General features: G+C 62.5%; 14 protein-coding genes and 1 pseudogene. 10 read left to right on the top strand and 5 right to left on the bottom strand.

Annotated elements, in window-relative coordinates:
- Positions 1–89 precede the first annotated feature (89 nt).
- Together GPA27_RS25750 and GPA27_RS25745 are read right to left on the bottom strand one after the other, a co-directional pair.
- A complete protein-coding gene (locus GPA27_RS25750) occupies positions 90–1,649 on the bottom strand; it encodes a sugar ABC transporter ATP-binding protein (RefSeq protein WP_169143291.1) in 1,560 nt (519 codons plus the stop codon).
- A complete protein-coding gene (locus GPA27_RS25745) occupies positions 1,639–2,886 on the bottom strand; it encodes an ROK family transcriptional regulator (RefSeq protein ID WP_169143290.1) in 1,248 nt (415 codons plus the stop codon). Before GPA27_RS25745 ends, GPA27_RS25750 begins: the two co-directional genes overlap by 11 nt.
- Before the next feature lie 268 nt (positions 2,887–3,154).
- Between GPA27_RS25745 and GPA27_RS25740 the strand changes: the two genes are divergently transcribed.
- The 5 genes from GPA27_RS25740 (at position 3,155) to GPA27_RS25720 (ending at position 7,119) form a co-directional block, all read left to right on the top strand.
- Entirely contained in the window at positions 3,155–3,970 is an 816-nt protein-coding gene (locus GPA27_RS25740; protein WP_169143289.1) for a uracil-DNA glycosylase family protein, read from the top strand.
- Positions 3,967–5,724: an amidohydrolase family protein gene (locus GPA27_RS25735; RefSeq protein ID WP_169143288.1), complete on the top strand. Its 1,758-nt coding sequence runs from the start codon at positions 3,967–3,969 to the stop codon at positions 5,722–5,724. Before GPA27_RS25740 ends, GPA27_RS25735 begins: the two co-directional genes overlap by 4 nt.
- 104 nt (positions 5,725–5,828) lie before the next feature.
- On the top strand, positions 5,829–6,062 hold the full coding sequence (locus GPA27_RS25730) for a metallothionein (RefSeq protein ID WP_050415131.1): 234 nt from the start codon (positions 5,829–5,831) through the stop codon (positions 6,060–6,062).
- A 75-nt stretch (positions 6,063–6,137) separates the two neighbouring features.
- The gene (locus GPA27_RS25725; protein WP_211165241.1) at positions 6,138–6,533 is read left to right on the top strand and encodes a CBS domain-containing protein; all 396 of its coding nucleotides are present in this window, start codon (positions 6,138–6,140) and stop codon (positions 6,531–6,533) included.
- Positions 6,534–6,714: 181 nt separating this feature from the next.
- Positions 6,715–7,119 (top strand): PPC domain-containing DNA-binding protein, encoded by a 405-nt coding sequence (locus GPA27_RS25720; protein WP_169143287.1) that lies wholly within the window; start codon positions 6,715–6,717, stop codon positions 7,117–7,119.
- Between the two features lie 497 nt (positions 7,120–7,616).
- On the opposite strand, the pseudogene GPA27_RS25715 reads toward GPA27_RS25720, so the two are convergent.
- The 3 genes and pseudogenes from GPA27_RS25715 to GPA27_RS25705 form a co-directional block, all read right to left on the bottom strand.
- Positions 7,617–7,928: pseudogene (locus tag GPA27_RS25715) on the bottom strand (helix-turn-helix domain-containing protein); the annotation flags it as partial.
- 353 nt (positions 7,929–8,281) lie between these two features.
- A protein-coding gene (locus GPA27_RS25710) for an IS3 family transposase (RefSeq protein WP_373322821.1) occupies positions 8,282–9,444 on the bottom strand; the annotation gives its coding sequence in 2 pieces (ribosomal slippage) (positions 8,282–9,186 and positions 9,186–9,444; 1,164 coding nt in all).
- Positions 9,445–9,503: 59 nt separating this feature from the next.
- Complete coding sequence (locus tag GPA27_RS25705) at positions 9,504–9,866, bottom strand: hypothetical protein (protein ID WP_169143285.1); 363 nt, start codon at positions 9,864–9,866, stop codon at positions 9,504–9,506.
- A gap of 175 nt (positions 9,867–10,041) precedes the next feature.
- On the opposite strand from GPA27_RS25705, the gene GPA27_RS25700 reads away from it, so the two are divergent.
- The 5 genes from GPA27_RS25700 (at position 10,042) to GPA27_RS25680 (ending at position 14,752) form a co-directional block, all read left to right on the top strand.
- Positions 10,042–10,503 carry a DUF2924 domain-containing protein gene (locus GPA27_RS25700; protein ID WP_169143284.1) on the top strand — a complete coding sequence of 154 codons (462 nt, stop codon included), beginning with the start codon at positions 10,042–10,044 and terminating at the stop codon, positions 10,501–10,503.
- Between the two features lie 152 nt (positions 10,504–10,655).
- On the top strand, positions 10,656–11,537 hold the full coding sequence (locus GPA27_RS25695; protein WP_169143283.1) for a ComEC/Rec2 family competence protein: 882 nt from the start codon (positions 10,656–10,658) through the stop codon (positions 11,535–11,537).
- Positions 11,534–12,229, top strand: coding sequence for a hypothetical protein (locus tag GPA27_RS25690; RefSeq protein ID WP_169143282.1), 696 nt, complete (start codon positions 11,534–11,536; stop codon positions 12,227–12,229). The genes GPA27_RS25695 and GPA27_RS25690 overlap by 4 nt, the downstream gene beginning before the upstream one ends.
- Positions 12,230–12,277: 48 nt before the next feature.
- Positions 12,278–12,604, top strand: coding sequence for a hypothetical protein (locus GPA27_RS25685; protein WP_169143281.1), 327 nt, complete (start codon positions 12,278–12,280; stop codon positions 12,602–12,604).
- A gap of 57 nt (positions 12,605–12,661) precedes the next feature.
- Positions 12,662–14,752: a hypothetical protein gene (locus GPA27_RS25680; protein ID WP_169143280.1), complete on the top strand. Its 2,091-nt coding sequence runs from the start codon at positions 12,662–12,664 to the stop codon at positions 14,750–14,752.
- The last annotated feature ends 563 nt before the right edge of the window (positions 14,753–15,315 follow it).

The raw sequence follows: 15,315 nt of genomic DNA, 5'->3' as shown, positions 1-15,315 counted from the left end.
GCTGGGGGCCGGGGTGGCGGCAGTGGCGGGGGCGTTGCTCATTGTCTTCTCCATGGGGTTTCTCCTGCTCTTGTGTGGGGGCGCGCCGTTCAGGCGGCCCGCGGCAGGGTCTGGGGGTTGGCGCCGGTGGCCAGTTCGATGATCGCTTCCTGCGTGATCGGGGCACCCGAGTAACCGCCGAGTTCGCCGACCAGTTCGCCTTCGCGCATCACCAGCACGCGGTCGGCGGTGCCTACGATCTCGGGCAGTTCGCTCGAGATCACGATCACGCCGACGCCGCGCTTCGCGAGGTCGTTGATGATCCGGTAGATCTCCGACTTCGCGCCGATGTCGACGCCGCGCGTCGGCTCGTCGAGGATCAGCACGCGCGGCTTGATCTCCAGCAGGCGCGACAGCAGCACCTTCTGCTGGTTGCCGCCCGACAGCGCGCCGACATTCACGCGCGAGTTCGGCACGCGGATCGCCAGATCGCGGATCGCCGCGGTGGCCCGCTCGCGCGCCTTCGCCAGGTTCAGCACGCCGCCCGTGCGGGCATCGCCCGAGCACGCGCACACGTTGATGTTGTCGCGCACGCTCATGTCGAGGAACAGGCCGCGCCCCTTGCGATCTTCGGTCAGATACACGACGCCGGCGCGGATCGCATCCAGCGGGGTGCGCAACCGCACCGGCTCGCCATCGACGACCAACTCGCCGCCGGTGCGCTCGTCGGCGCCGAAGATCAGGCGCGCGAGTTCGGTGCGACCCGCGCCGACCAGTCCCGCGATACCCAGCACCTCGCCCGCATGCAGATCGAAGCCGCAGCCGCGCACGCGCTTGCCGTCACGCATGTCGCGCACCGCCATCACGACCCGGCCCGGCTCGTAGGCGCCGTGGTCCTTCTTGTAGAAACCCGACAGGTCGCGTCCCACCATCATCTGCACCAGCGATTCGGCCGACAGGTCGGCGCGATCCAGCGTGCCGACGTAGCTGCCGTCGCGCAGCACCGACACGCGGTCGGAGAGCTCGTAGATTTCCGCCATGCGGTGGCTCACGTACACAATCGCGAGGCCGTCGTTGCGCAGCTGGCGGATCAGCTCGAACAGCCGATCGGTCTCGCGCGACGACAGCGGCGTCGTCGGCTCGTCCATCACCAGGATGCGCGCGTCGGCGTGGATCGCGCGGGCGATCTCGACCAGCTGGCGCTCCGCGATCGACAGGTCGCTCACCAGCGTGCGCGGCCCAAACGACGCGCCCAGCCGTTCGAGGATGCCGGCGCAGCCGGCTTCCATCGCGTGGCGGTCGATGCGGCCGCCGCTGCGCAGCTCGCGCCCGAGGTAGATGTTCTCGGCCACCGTCAGGCTCGCGCACAGCGTGAGCTCCTGGTAGATCACCGCGACGCCCAGCGCCTTCGACGACAGCGGCCCGTCGATCACGACCGGCTGGCCGTCGATGCGGATCTCGCCGCCTTCGTCGGCGGTGTAGGCGCCGGACAGGATCTTCATCAGCGTCGACTTGCCTGCGCCATTCTCGCCCATCAGCGAATGCACCTCGCCGGGGTAGAGCGTCAGCGACACGTCGCGCAGCGCCCGCACGCCGGGGAAGGTCTTCGAGATGCCGCGCATCTCGAGCACGGGGCGGCGGGTGTGGTCAGTAGCGAGGTCAGTCGGCATCGCGCATTTCCTCCATGGAACGGGTCACGCTGCCGAGAATCTCGGCGCGTGGGGAGAAGCTGAAGAACATCGGCAGGCTCGCCGCGCCCACTGCGCCGGCGTCCGAGCCGAAGGAGCCGCGCACCAGCTCGGGCGCTCCGCGCGCCTCGGGCGCGTTGTCGGCCAGCGCCTGCGCCAGGCGGCGCTGCAGCAGGTCGATGAGGCCGCCATCGACGTCGGCGTCAAACACCACGACCGGCACGTCCAGCATGCACAGCGCCGAACGCACGGCCGGGGCGAGCGCATCGATGCAGTCCTCGACCCACTCCTCGACGGCCGGGTGATGGGCGCGGATATGGCGCTCGAGGTCCGCATGGCTCGTCACGATCGCGCCGGCATGCCGCAGGTGGCGGCCCAGCGCGTTGAGCGAGGCGCGCGACAGGAGCATGTCCCACTTGTGCGTCGGCGCCTGCGCCGAGGCGAGGCGGCTGGGCGGCACCGGCATCACCGCGATGTCGCCCGCGTTGCCGGTCACGCCGCGCAGGCAGTCGCCGTTCAGCGCGACGCCGCAGCCGATCACCGGCCCCATGAACAGATACAGGAAGTCGTCGAACTCGCGCCCGCAGCCGTAGAACAGCTCCGCGATCGCCGCCGCGTTGCCGTCGTTCTCGCTGAACACCGGCAGGCCGGTCGCCTCGCCGAGCTCGAAGGCGAAATCGACCTCGTCCCACGCGCGGAAGTCCTCGTTCGGCAGGTTCAGCTCACGCAGCCACGCGCCGAGGTTGAAGGGTTGGGCGACGCCGATTCCGGTCAGGCGCTCGCGCTCCTCGGCGCTCAGCACGTCCAGCACCGCCTCGATGTCGGCGAGCACGAGCTGCAGCGCTTCTTCGGGGGAGGGCAGGATGCGGTCATGCACGCGGCGGGCGAGGATCTGGCCGCCGAAGTCCAGCAGCGCAGTCTCGATCGTGTCGCGGTCGAGGCGCACGCCGATGCCGAAGGCGCCCTTCGGGTTCAGGTCGATCAGCGTCGCCGGCTGGCCGCGCTGCCCCTCGGTGCGCCGGCCCGTATAGACGATCAGCTCGCTCTCCTCGAGCGACTGGATGATGCTGCCGATCGCCGTGCTGGTCAGGTGGGTACGGCGCGCGAGGTCGGCCTTCGAGGCCTCCCCGGAACGGCGCAACACCTGCAGCAGCAGGCGTTCGTTGTAGCGCCGCAGCCGCACGGAGTTGCGGCCGCGCCCGATCTGGGCTGTTGCCATGCTCGTCTCCTTCGACCCCGCTCATGGGCGGTGTTTGTTTATTAATAAATCAACTTGGTTTATTAAATGTCGTGGCGCCCCGGTTGTCAAGAAAAATTGTTGCCCGAGCGCGGGGAGCAGGCTGGGGCGGGAACGCCACCGCGGCGACCGATCGGCCCCCGGCGAACTCCGTCGCAGGTGGCCACGAATGACGCGAATTTCTGTGCTATGCCACATCAACGGTGGTTGCGCGGCGCGCAGGCCGCCGCCCGTCGCAAGGAGAGCACGCATGTCGCATCCGTTCGACCCAGGCTATGTCGCCGAACCGTTCCTTACGCTCTGTTCCGAATACCCCGGGGCAGATGTCTATCCGCCCGACCAGTTCCGTACCGAGTGGGGGCCGATCTTCCATCGCGGGCGCCTCGACGGTTCGGCACGCATCCTCGTCATCGGGCAGGATCCCGCCCAGCATGAGACCGTCATCCGCCGCAGCCTCGTTGGCGAGGCCGGGCGGCGCGCACAGGGCCTGCTGCGCAAGCTCGGCATGACGCGAAGCTACGTATTCATCAACACCTACCTCTACAGCGTCTATGGCAGCGTGAAGGCGCGAACGCGCAAGGATCTGCGGCTGGTCGATTACCGCAACCGCTGGATCCACGCCCTGCTGGCCGGTGGCCGCATCGAGGTCGTGCTGGCGTTCGGCCGCGTAGCCGACGAGGCGTGGCGTTTCTGGAAGGCGACCCCGGCGGGCGAGTCGATCGACGTCGGCTATGCGGCACTGACCCACCCCACGCAGCCGGAAAGCGCCTCGAACGGCGACAAGGTCAAGCTCGCGGAAGCGACCTCGGCGTTGCTGCGCAACTGGAGCAAGGCCTTGCAGGCGGTCGTGCCGCGCGTGCGGCACCCGGACGTGCCGACTCCGTTCGTCGCGTACGGTGACGCCTGGGTGGACGACGACCGCATCGGCATCCCCGAATTCGATTTCCCCGCCGGACTGCCGGCGTGGATGCGCGAACAGGACGGCTGGGCGCGGCGCGTCGGTCCCGACGATCTCGCCAAGCGGCGCAACATCACGATCAGGATCCCCAAGGGGGTCGTCACATGACCGGCATCCCGCGTCGCTGGTTTCCGCTCGCCGGCGCCGAGCGGCCCCCCGCCGCGCGCGCACCGGTGCCGGTCACAAGGGAAGCTGGGCGGATCGACCTGCCGACCGGCCCGAAAGTCGCACTCGCCGGTCGGGTCGTGACGATGGACGACGCGTTTGCGGTCAGGACGAATGCGGTCGTCTACATCAACCGCGGCGTCATCGTCGCCGTGCTGGATCGTACCCAGCCGGCACCGGACGGTTTTGAGGGCGTCATTCCCGTAGCCACGCGCGGCACGCTCTATCCGGGTCTGATCGAGCTGCACAACCACCTGGCCTACAACGCGCTGCCGCTGTGGGCGCCGGTGCCCAGGCGCTTCCAGCATCGTGGCCAGTGGCCCGATCACTCCGACTATCGCCGGCTGATCAGCGGACCGATGACGGTCGTCGGCAGCTACCGCGATGCCGAAGGCAAGGCCGCGCTGCTCGCGCCGCTCGTCCGCTACGTCGAGTGCAAATGCCTGCTCGGTGGCGTCACCACCAGCCAGGGGATCATGCTCAACAGCAATGCCGGCATAAGGCGCTACTACCGCGGCATGCTGCGCAACGTCGAAGATACTGACGACCCCGAGCTGCCCGAAGCGCAGGCGCGCATCCCCGACATCGATGCCCGTGACGCGGCCTGGTTCCTCGCGCGGCTCGACAAGGAAGACAGCTGCTTCCTCCTGCACGTCAGCGAAGGCGTGACCGCGCCGGACACCCCGGACTCGATCGCGCGTCGCCATTTCCTCGCGCTGCAGGTTGCGCCCGACCGCTGGGCCATCAACGACCGCCTCGCCGCCATCCATGCCGCCGGCCTGCAGGCGGAAGACTTCGAGGTGCTGGGGCGCCACGGCGGCGCGATGGTGTGGTCGCCTTTCAGCAACCTCCTGCTGTACGGCGCGACCGCCGACGTGACGGCGGCCCGGCAGGCAGGTGTGCGCATCGGCCTCGGCAGCGACTGGTCCCCCTCGGGCAGCAAGAACCTGCTGGGCGAACTGAAAGTCGCGTGGCTTTATTCCGCACATATGCTGAACGGACTCTTCAGCGCACGCGATCTCGTCGCGATGGCGACGCGCGAAGCCGCCGCGATCCTGAAGTGGGACAAGGCGCTCGGCACGCTGGAGCCCGGCAAGCGCGCCGACCTCTTCGTCATCGACAGCACGGCCGGCGACCCCTACGAAGCGCTCGTGAAGGCGAAGGAGACATCGATCCGGCTCGTCATGATCAACGGCCTCGCGTGCTACGGCACGCCCGGACTGATGAGCGCACTCGGTGCCGAGGGCGAAACGCTGCGCGTCGGCGGCCGGCTCCGCTGCCTGAACCTGGCGCAGCACACAGCCGATCCCGACGTCGCCGCCGTATCCCTGAAACAGGCCCGCCGCACCCTGCGAACCGCCTTCCGCAATCTGCCCGCCCTCGCGCGCGAAGTCGAAGCGCCGCGGCCGAGGAACGCCCTGCGAAGCGCACCGGAACCCGTTGTCTGGTCGCTCGCCCTCGACGAGATCGAGGCCACGGGCACCGACCTGCGCCCCCGCCTGCCTTTCAGCGGCCCCGACGACTTCACCGGCCCCGACCGCATCTCCCCGCGCGCCGCGGCGCCCCTGTCGACGATCCTCCAGTCCATCGTCCTGGATCCCCTCACCGTGGCGGACGATCCGAATTTCCTCGCGGACATCGCGAATCAGCCGAACGTGCCGGCGGCAGTCCGTACGGGGCTGGCGGCTCTCTATTGATGGGGGAGGCGAGCCGAGATCTGTGGCCCAGCGTACAGACTCCTTCCATCACCGCGAATATGCTCGCGCTCGTAGTGACAGACAACCGTTCAATGGAGCTCTCCATGGCGAAATGCGACGCGTGCGGCAATGACTACGACAAGTCTTTTCAGGTGGTGGCGCAGGGGAAGACCCATACCTTCGACAGCTTTGAATGCGCGATTCATACGCTCGCACCGAAATGCGCGCATTGTGGCGTGCGCATCATCGGGCACGGCCTGGAGAAGGGCGACCGGATGTTCTGCTGCGATCACTGCGCCGAAGGCGCTGGTGTGACCGAACTACGCGACCGCGCCTGATCATCACGCAAGTGAGGCGCTTTCATCGAAAGACTAGATTTCAGGAGAATGAATATGCACCAATTACGAGACCTCATGAGTCGCGACGTCAAGGTCATCAATCCCGACATGACCATCATGCAGGCTGCAGCAACGATGCGCGATGAGGGCTTCGGCATGATGCCGGTTGGGGAGAACGATCGCATGATTGGAACGATCTCGGATCGGGACATCGCGATACGCGCTGTCGCCGAGGGTAAGGACTCCAGCACCAAGGTTCGCGATGTAATGTCCGACGGCGTTGCGTGGGCCTTCGAGGACGAGTCGGTCGACGAGGCCGTCAAGATCATGAGCGAGCGCCAAGTCAGGCGTCTGCCGGTCGTTGACCGGGAAAAGCGGTTGGTGGGAATCGTGTCGCTGGGCGACTTTGCTGTCGAGCGTACCGAAATCCAGCCCGCTGCCGAAGCGCTTGCCGAAATTTCCAAACCATAACGCGATCACCCGATAACACGACGCGGGACGGAAACAGGGGGCGGGGACGGAAACTGGACTACTCACCGTGGCGGACGATCGGAATTTCCTCGCGGACTGGCGGATCTCTGTTGATGGCGGAGGCGAGCTGTATACACACTTCGTCCCGATGAGACCTGATTGCAATACAGCCATGGAAGGCATGAATCCCTATCCCCTCCGCCTGCTCCCCGGCAGCGACCTGCGCAAGGCACTGGAGTCGGCCGTCAGCGAGCAACCCGGCGGCTCGGCCTTCGTCCTCTCCGGCGTCGGCAGCCTGATCGACGCAAGACTCCGCTTCGCCGGCCACGACACCGCTACGACCATCCCCGGCCCGTCCGAAATCCTCACGCTTGCCGGCAGCCTCGCGGAAAACGGCGCGCATCTGCACATGTCCATCTCGACGCCCGACGGGCGGGTCGTCGGCGGGCACGTCGTCTATGGGAACACGGTGCGGACGACTGCGGAGGTCTTGCTGGCCCCATTGCCGGGCTGGGTGCTCCGGCGCGAACCGGACGCTTCGACGGGGTATGACGAACTGGTGGTTCGCCGGCGCGTCGAGGAGTGACGCATGGTGGAGCTGTCAGTCGGTCGACTGCGAGGTGACCATGCCTCTGCCCATCTTCCGTGTTCCTTGTGTCGAGGACTGAAGGCGGCCGCGACCAGTCCTTGCTCGTTTGCTCAAGCCGTTCACCGGCCGGCGGCTCCGACGATCTTGCTGCCGCTCGTGAAAGCGCAGCCTCCGTCGAGTCATCGGCCGAAACGGCCGTTCGCTCAGTGAAATGCCGGGGGCCGTTATGGATTGGTCAGCAGCCGTAAGTCAGGAATCACCCTGAACGGCCGCTTCAGTGATGTGGATCGTCCGGACCCGACCCCAAGGCGACGTCCACGCGTGCACTGATGCGACTGCAGGTAACCTGCCAGACCCAGCCCCTCAACTGAGCCGGCCCTCACGGAAAGAAGATCGGCGTTCGGGGTCTGACGCCAAACGGTTATCGAACGGCGGTCGTCTGATCTAATCCTTCCGCTCAATCAATTGAGGAGCACGCCTACATTGAACCACCGGCCGCCATTTCGGTTGATTTCGCGGCTGATGGTCGAAGGTGCGCGTCTCAAGCGGGTTGCGATCGAACGGATCGAACAACCCGCAACCAGTCCCCGCGAGATCTCTTCGCGCTCGGCCAGCGTCAGCGCCAAGCGCGACCGACATCGTGGCGTCGGCCGTATCCCACCAGTCGCGGCCAACACTCCCTGGATGGAGGAATGGCCTCGATCAAAAAGCTGGGCGATCTGTTGGAGCGACTCGCCTTGCCGCCAACGCTCCCACATCAGCGCCTTCTGGCTCTCGGTGTAGTAAATCCGGGGTCTCTGCTTCATCTGCAACACTCCCCCTGCTTACGCAGTATTTAGTGTGTTGCATCCACCGGTTGAATCCGCATCGGTAAGCTGCCTTTCAGGGGCCAATCAAGCTGGACGGCAGCTTTTCCGCCCGGCAAACTCACCTTACCGACCCTCGGCGGTAGTCGCCAACTTCGAGAAACCGACATTCAGGAATGTTTGAGTTCAGCGAACGGCAAGCCGCAAAGCGGTTTGTCGATCCGCTGAAGGGTTCGGCGGCGCTACTTCCATGGCGGTTTCTTTAATTGAACGGCGAAGTTCTTGAAGACGTATTTCCTGGGCATCCTTGAGGCGTACAGGGCGACGAGCCTGAGTGAATCGCCCCGGGTTTTCTAGACGGTCCCGTTCTTCAAAAAATACTGCCGCTCGAACTCTACCGGCGAGAGCTGGTTGGTGAAACCGTGGCGTCGTCGCGGGTTGTAGAAAAGCTCGATGTAATCGAACACATCGGAGCGCGCCTGTGCCCGATCCGTGTAGATCTTTCGCTTGATCCGCTCGCGCTTCAGGAGCTGAAAGAAACTTTCGGCGACCGCGTTGTCGTGGCAGTTGCCGCGCCGGCTCATGCTCGGCACCAAGCGGTGCGCCTTCAGAAAGTCTTGCCAGTCGTGGCTGCTGAACTGGCTGCCCTGATCCGAATGCACCACCACCTCCTCGGTGGGTTTGCGTCGCCACACCGCCATCAGCAAGGCGTTCAACGCCAGCTCCTTGGTCATTCGCTCGCCCATCGACCAACCAATGACCTGGCGGGAGAACAGATCGAGCACCGCACAAAGGTACAGCCACCCCTCATGTGTTCGGATGTAGGTGATGTCGGTCACCCAGCTCTTGTTCGGTCCGCTCGGAGCGAACTGCCGCTCGAGCAGATTCGGGGCGACCACCGCAGGCCGCCCACCGTAGCGACCGGGACGGCGCCCGTAGCCGGTGTGCGAGCGCAGGCCCGCCAAGCGCATCAACCGCGCCACGCGATGCTTGTCACACGGCTCGCCCATGTCGTGCAGATCGTTGCGGATCTTGCGATAGCCATAGACGCGACCGCTGGCTTCCCAGCATTGCGTGATGAGCGCACCGACCCGCTGGTCGTTCTTGGAACGCTCGGAGGCGGGCTCCTGCTTCCACGCGTAGTAGCCGCTTGGATGCACCGCGATCGTCGAACACAGGCGACGCACCGGGTACTGCGCCGCGTGAGCGTCGATGAAGGCGTACTTCACCCGGACTGCTTGGCAAAGTACGCGGCGGCCTTTTTTAGGATGTCGCGCTCCTCGGTCACGCGCCGCAGCTCGGCCTTCAGGCGCCGGATCTCGTCGGCTTGGCCGTCGTGCTGGGCGCGCTGCTCCGCGGGAACCGAATAGCGCTTGATCCAGGTGTAAAGGCTATGGGCGCTCACGCCGAGCCGTACCGCCACTTCGGCAACCGCATGCCCCCGCTCGGTTACCTGTTTGACCGCTTCGATCTTGAACTCTTCGGTGAAGCGCTGCTGCGCCTTCTTCGTTTCCATCAACACCTCCATGACGCCTCATTGTGAGGCAAAAGGGTGTCTAGGAAACCCGGGGCGATTCAGAATAGCCGACGACCCTTGAGCTTTCCCGCAAAGATTTTGGCGAAGTCCTTGTAACTCACGGAATCAAGGGTCGTTTCCAACGATGTTTCACCTCCATGGCATGAGATGTGGAGGTATCGATATCCCGACGCTTCAAACTCCTCAGCGATGTGCTCCAACTCTGCCCTGGTGCGAATGTAGTAGTAGAGCGGGTTCTTGCCGCACATCTTTAGCACCGAAGCCAGAACTGCCCCCTCTCGCCTCTCCTTCGCTTCATCCACAAGCTCCAGCGATTCGATGATGAAGACCTGCGCAACCGTGTCGGCCTTGCTCTTCCGCACGGTGGGCTTCTGTGGCTCAAAAAGTTCTGCTAGGCGCATATGGTCTTCTCAATGGCTAACCGGATACCTTGCCATTGTACTGATACGTGCGGGTTGTTACAGGGCCCGGGTCGTCGCCTGCGTCGTCCTCAGGGTGTCCGACGCAAGAAAGGGGCTTGCAGTTTCTGAGGAGTTACTCTAAAGTTCACTCCACAGTAACTCTGGAGTGAATGCCATGTCGATCACCGTGATGGTCCAAACCTCGCTACCCAAGGACCTCATCCTGCGGCTGCAGGCCAAGTCGGAGATGCCCGCGGTCGAGGGTCTTGCTGGAATCTTGAGTCGCGTTCTGGACGAACACGACAAGGCGTACCCGAACCAAACCAAGCATGTCGTCCTGTCTGTGCCAGTGCAGCAGGAGCCGAAGGTCTTTAAGACCCAGCGGGGGTTCGAGTTGCCGGTCGGATTGGAGCTGTTCGCCGAATACGACGGCAAGCATCTGACAGCAAAGGTCACGGCAGGTGGCATTGAATACAAGGGCAAGACGTACGAGGTGTCACCGTCTGCGTTTGCAGCGAAGAAGGACTGTGGCGCGTCAGACACCGCTGCGTCGACGAACGGCTGGAAGTTTTGGATGTTCAAGAAAGACGGCCGAGCGCAGTTCATCGACGCGCTGCGTCCTCCTGTCGGGAAGTGAGCCTCTATTGGATTTCGAGTGGGTGGACCCGGCCACGGCCGACCCCCATGATCTCCCCGGCAACCCACTCGTTGTTCAACAGAGCCGTAACTGATCAGTATGCACGGCGCTTCAAAGGCGCTGCGGCAAGAGCAAGCAAGCGGAGGTGAGGGATGCCAGGATTCATGCGAATTCGGGTGGAGGATGTCGAGCACGGGTGCTGCGTGATGCTCCAACACCTGACCAAGGTCGGCCTGAACCAAGAGGTTGGTGGTCGCTTGGCCATGATCGACTCCGGCTCATCGGCCGACTTCAAACCGAGCACGGCGATCAAGGCGATGGGCCGCGACAAGCTCGACTATCTCTTTATCACCAACGCCGATCAAGACCACATGTCCGACTTGAAAGGGTTGGAAGACGCCGGCATTGAGGTGCTCACGCTGCTGCGAAATCCGACGTACACTGGCGAAGAGATGCGCCGCATCAAGCTCGTGAGTGGCCCGCTCACCGACGACGCTACGTGGTACGTGAGCGCGCTTAGCACATACACCGAGAACGTCTCTGCGCCTTTCAACACGTGCATGGGTGGTATCACGTACAAGGCGTTCTACAACTCGTACGGCAGTGGGTACGGTCAGTTCAAGGACACGAACAACCTGAGCTTCGCGACGTTCATCAGGTACGCGAACTTCAAGATGCTGTTCCCCGGCGACCTCGAAAAGGCAGGCTGGACGGCCCTGCTACAGCGGGCTGACTTCCGGGCCGAACTGGCGGGCACCGACGTCCTGATGGCGTCGCACCATGGACGCGAGAGCGGGTACTGCGCGGACATCTTCAAGTACTTCACGCCTTCGTGCGTGGTGATCTCCGACAAGCCGATCGTGCACAAGACGCAGGAGATGGTACCGGACTACCGCAAGGTAGTCCGGCAAAGTGGCGTACGGGTGCGAACAACAATGAAGGACAGGCACGTGCTGACGACACGCAGGGACGGCTGGATCGTTTTCGATGTGGACGATCAGAACTACACGATCGACACGGAGTACCACGGATGAAGAGCGCTGAACGATCCTTGAAGTCGCTGAACTTCGCGTGGCACGTCGCCCTTGCGACGGCCGATGCCATCGTCCTCGCCATCTTCGTCGCGCCCGAACTGATCACCAGCGCCACGACTACGCAGCTTGGCCTCTATCGCGCACTCGGCGCCGCAGTGTTGCCGATCGTCGTGCTCCTGCTGATGAACGTGATGTCGTCGAACTTCAAGGCCATGCTTGTGTACTGGAAGCCGCACGGCTGGCTGCCCGGTTGCGAGGCGTTCACCAAGTACGGGCCGGCGGATCACCGTGTGGACATGGTTCAGCTGAAGAAGAACGTCGGAGCGTGGACCGACGAGCCGAAGGATCAGAACTCGAAGTGGTACAAGCTGTACAAGCAGGTCGAGACGTTTCCCGAGGTCGCCTACGCTCAGAAAGACTTCCTGATGTACCGCGACATGGCGGTGCTGTCGCTGCCGCTCATCGTCATCGCGCCGCTCGGGCTGCATATCTCCGATGCGCGCACGAACGCCCTCTGGATCGGTGCTGCGATGTTCGTCGTGCAGTACGTGCTTACCGCGATCAGCGCTCGGAACGCGGGTGAGCGTTTCGTGTGCAACGTGCTGGCCGTGCACTCGGCCAAGAAGGTCACCACGCCGAAGGCACCGGCTGCAGCGAAGGCTACTTCGTCAAGTGGTTCTGCGGCTGCCTGATGGACCCGTCAAGCAGCGTCAGCCCTTAGTCTAGCTTCTTCGCCTCAGATGACCTTCGCGATCCTGGTCGGCCTGGGTAATCTCCTTCACAGCAAATGCATCAAATACGAATACGAAATCCTTCTGGAGCGCGGCGGCCAAGTGAAGCGGCCCGACTTCACCATTAAGGCTCCCAAACGTACGTACTATTGGGAACACCTCGGTATGCTCACCGACCCTGGGTATGCAAAGGACTGGAAAAAGAAGGAGGCTTGGTACCTTGATCAAGGAATAACGACCAGGTCTGATAAGGATCGCCTCGTCGTGACCCGAGACAACCCGGATGGCAGCCTTGACTCGGCGGAAATCGAACACGTTATTAGCGGCCTTGAATAGTCATAGTGGCCGAGAACTTTTGCTACCCCCCCCTTGGCACTGATTCCCGGTCATCTCATGATTACTCCCCAACTCCGGACAGCCAAAGACCGCCATATGGTTGCAGTACTTGATCGCCTAGCCACTGATACTCAATACGCACTTATAAAAGGACGCCCTCAGGCGCGGAAACTGATCGAAGCCGTTGTCCGTGGGAGGCATGCTCGGGACAAGCGCGATGAGCTCACGCGAATTCAGGAGTTCATGCAGTTCTTCGTTGGTGCTTACGCTCTAGAGTCCGCTATCGACGACGGCGAATTGAATGAGGCGGCGGATTGGATCATGTGGTCATTAGCCGACGATATCCGGGATGATCAGGTGCAAGACCTTGAGCCTGGGCGCATACAGGGGTTTTTAGATATTCCCGTATTGTGCAATTGGCCACCTATGGCGGATGCCATCACGGTATGGCTGACGAATTTTTACTACTATGCACGGCGTCGGGCTGCGTTGCGCAATATTGGGGAGGCTTTGTGGGGGTTAAGCCGAGCATGGTTGGATATCCTCAACCGCGAGCGCTTTCACATTCCCAGTACCCGCCTTGGAGCCATGATGTTGGGCTGGGCTGCCCAAGAAAACGAAATACTTGCCGCTGACCTCACACCGGTGCTTGAGAAACTTGCGACAGATCAAGACATTCCTTTCCAGGCCCGTACCACTTTGGCTGTGGCATTAGCAACCCGCTCAGGAAGATTTTCTAAGGTTGCCCCGGAGATATGGGCGCAAGGTGCTCTCGGCGACCTTGGGAAAGCGTTGTTACCGCACGAACGCCTGCAAATGCTGACGGTGGTGCTCAGTCATAACTACGACGATGCCACATTTGACCAAGCGCTACGTGAAATTGACCTTATCCCACCCCGCACCGATGCACCTTCACGCGCAAGCGTCGCTAACTACCGCGAGATGGACGCGATGCCGGACTTGGCACTCGCTCTATGTACAGTGCCCCTAAACCGGGGGGATATTGATGGTTTGGTTGCTGTTCTTGAGCGGTGGTATCGCGTCGACACCAAATATGGTCGCCACGGTAAGAGTAACGTAATCGTGTTCGCCCCATTTTTTGCGTCAGGTTTCCGTGCTCTTGGCGGCGGCAAGCTCATTCAGTCGGCTGAAGATCCCCAACAACTCCTGGAGCGCGTAGCCTCCGCTGCCAATATCTTCTATAGCACCTCCAATTCTGTAATTGGCGCGGACAATTCAGCCCTCCACGTGCCAGACCGTTTCGGTGTTCCCGAGGAGGCTCATGCGGCGCCATTCGAGGAGGCCTTGGGCAGCGCTTTCTGTCCGGCAGCCTTGGCGGGTGAACTAGCCGATTTCCCTGTAGAAGGGGTCGCCCAATTGCAGCTTGCTGCGAGGGCTTACCCAGTTCAAGCGGTCCAACTTCAATGTTTGGGGCGGACTTGGCCCATCGTCGCATCTCTACAACCGCCACTGCGGGATCGGCCTATACGCCGAGTTGTGGTGTGGTCGGGTGCTGGGTCAATGAGTGAAGCGATGGAGGCTGAAGCCGTCCAGATGATCTTCGAGCGAAGTGGTGCGAAGGTGGAAGTACACGCACCCGAAGTCACAACTGTGGATGATTTTCTAGGGGTCTACCGTGATCCAGACATAGACCTCTTGTGGGTCATGTCCCATGGTGAGTACGATCATTGGGCACCGAAGAATGTCGCTGTCCAAATTGGACACTCCCGTACATTCATCCAGTTAGATGACCTGCTTGATGAAGCGCCGCGAGCTGACGGACGGCGCCTAGTCGTCTTCAATGTTTGTGACGGTGCGCGCTTTGAGGAACTAGGAGCCTTGCCGCGGGTAGGTTTTGCACCAGCCCTCGCCAGCAGTCACCAGGCCGTAATTTCGCAATTGTGGCCTGCAAAAGGATGGGCAGCGGCGGCCTTTGGTGCATTGTTGGCCGCACGCCTTGCAAATGGGCTATCGTTCTTCACAGCTTTTTCAGATGTGCTGGGGACGATTCGTCGCCCTCGCGAAGACTTGGCGCATCACCTTGCCGATGCCGTTGGTGCCTGGATTGGGATGTGTGACCGGATTGTCCATAGCGGAGAAGATTTCGAGAACTTTGCGCTATCGTCCTCGCCCGCTTTCTTCCAATAGCCCAATCTACGCAATGGCTGCTGTCCTAACGCTCCAATTTTTCATGTTGGGGTAGCAAGAGATAAAAACTGGAGATGCTGCGTCTTCCGTAACCATTTCAGTACTCCACCTGTTCCGGCCTGGAGCGCCGCCGATAAGAAAATTGCTTTTCTGCGTAAGCACCCGGCGAACCCATCTGTCCTGATGCGAGAGAGTGCGTAACCATAGTGTCCACCATCAATGATCGTGGACACTATGGAACTTGTGGTCAAACCCTACCGCGTGAAGCGGCGGCACAGTGAGAAATTCAAGCAGGCGCTGATTTCGGCCTGCGGCGAGCCCGGGACTTAAGACTATTGCAACGGCGCTAAGGCTGCTTGCCTAAGGGGGTTGAGGAGCACGTCCGGAATTATGTGTAAAGCAGCCATTGCAAGTCGCATCAAGGAAAGACTGCTTTGGTTTAGCGTTGTTCGACGCCTGCCAATCGGGAAGGGCGTCGATGATCGACCGCGGCTGATGGCAGGCGTTGGACAACGCTCCAGGGAGGAAACCGCGGATTGCGGTCGAGGTGCTCAGGAGGGGCG

Source organism: Aromatoleum toluolicum, from assembly GCF_012911005.2.
GTDB classification, from domain to species: domain Bacteria; phylum Pseudomonadota; class Gammaproteobacteria; order Burkholderiales; family Rhodocyclaceae; genus Aromatoleum; species Aromatoleum toluolicum.
The sequence above is the reverse complement of the archived record's forward strand: the minus strand, read 5'-3'. Positions and strand labels throughout refer to the sequence as shown.

Coding starts and splice junctions, on each gene's coding strand:
- GPA27_RS25690 (WP_169143282.1), top strand. CDS start 11,534: ATGAAGAGCGCTGAACGATCCTTGAAGTCGCTGAACTTCGCGTGGCAC.
- GPA27_RS25705 (WP_169143285.1), bottom strand. CDS start 9,866: ATGCGCCTAGCAGAACTTTTTGAGCCACAGAAGCCCACCGTGCGGAAG.
- GPA27_RS25735 (WP_169143288.1), top strand. CDS start 3,967: ATGACCGGCATCCCGCGTCGCTGGTTTCCGCTCGCCGGCGCCGAGCGG.
- GPA27_RS25725 (WP_211165241.1), top strand. CDS start 6,138: ATGAGTCGCGACGTCAAGGTCATCAATCCCGACATGACCATCATGCAG.
- GPA27_RS25745 (WP_169143290.1), bottom strand. CDS start 2,886: ATGGCAACAGCCCAGATCGGGCGCGGCCGCAACTCCGTGCGGCTGCGG.
- GPA27_RS25750 (WP_169143291.1), bottom strand. CDS start 1,649: ATGCCGACTGACCTCGCTACTGACCACACCCGCCGCCCCGTGCTCGAG.
- GPA27_RS25695 (WP_169143283.1), top strand. CDS start 10,656: ATGCCAGGATTCATGCGAATTCGGGTGGAGGATGTCGAGCACGGGTGC.
- GPA27_RS25720 (WP_169143287.1), top strand. CDS start 6,715: ATGAATCCCTATCCCCTCCGCCTGCTCCCCGGCAGCGACCTGCGCAAG.
- GPA27_RS25740 (WP_169143289.1), top strand. CDS start 3,155: ATGTCGCATCCGTTCGACCCAGGCTATGTCGCCGAACCGTTCCTTACG.
- GPA27_RS25730 (WP_050415131.1), top strand. CDS start 5,829: ATGGCGAAATGCGACGCGTGCGGCAATGACTACGACAAGTCTTTTCAG.
- GPA27_RS25700 (WP_169143284.1), top strand. CDS start 10,042: ATGTCGATCACCGTGATGGTCCAAACCTCGCTACCCAAGGACCTCATC.
- GPA27_RS25685 (WP_169143281.1), top strand. CDS start 12,278: ATGACCTTCGCGATCCTGGTCGGCCTGGGTAATCTCCTTCACAGCAAA.
- GPA27_RS25680 (WP_169143280.1), top strand. CDS start 12,662: ATGATTACTCCCCAACTCCGGACAGCCAAAGACCGCCATATGGTTGCA.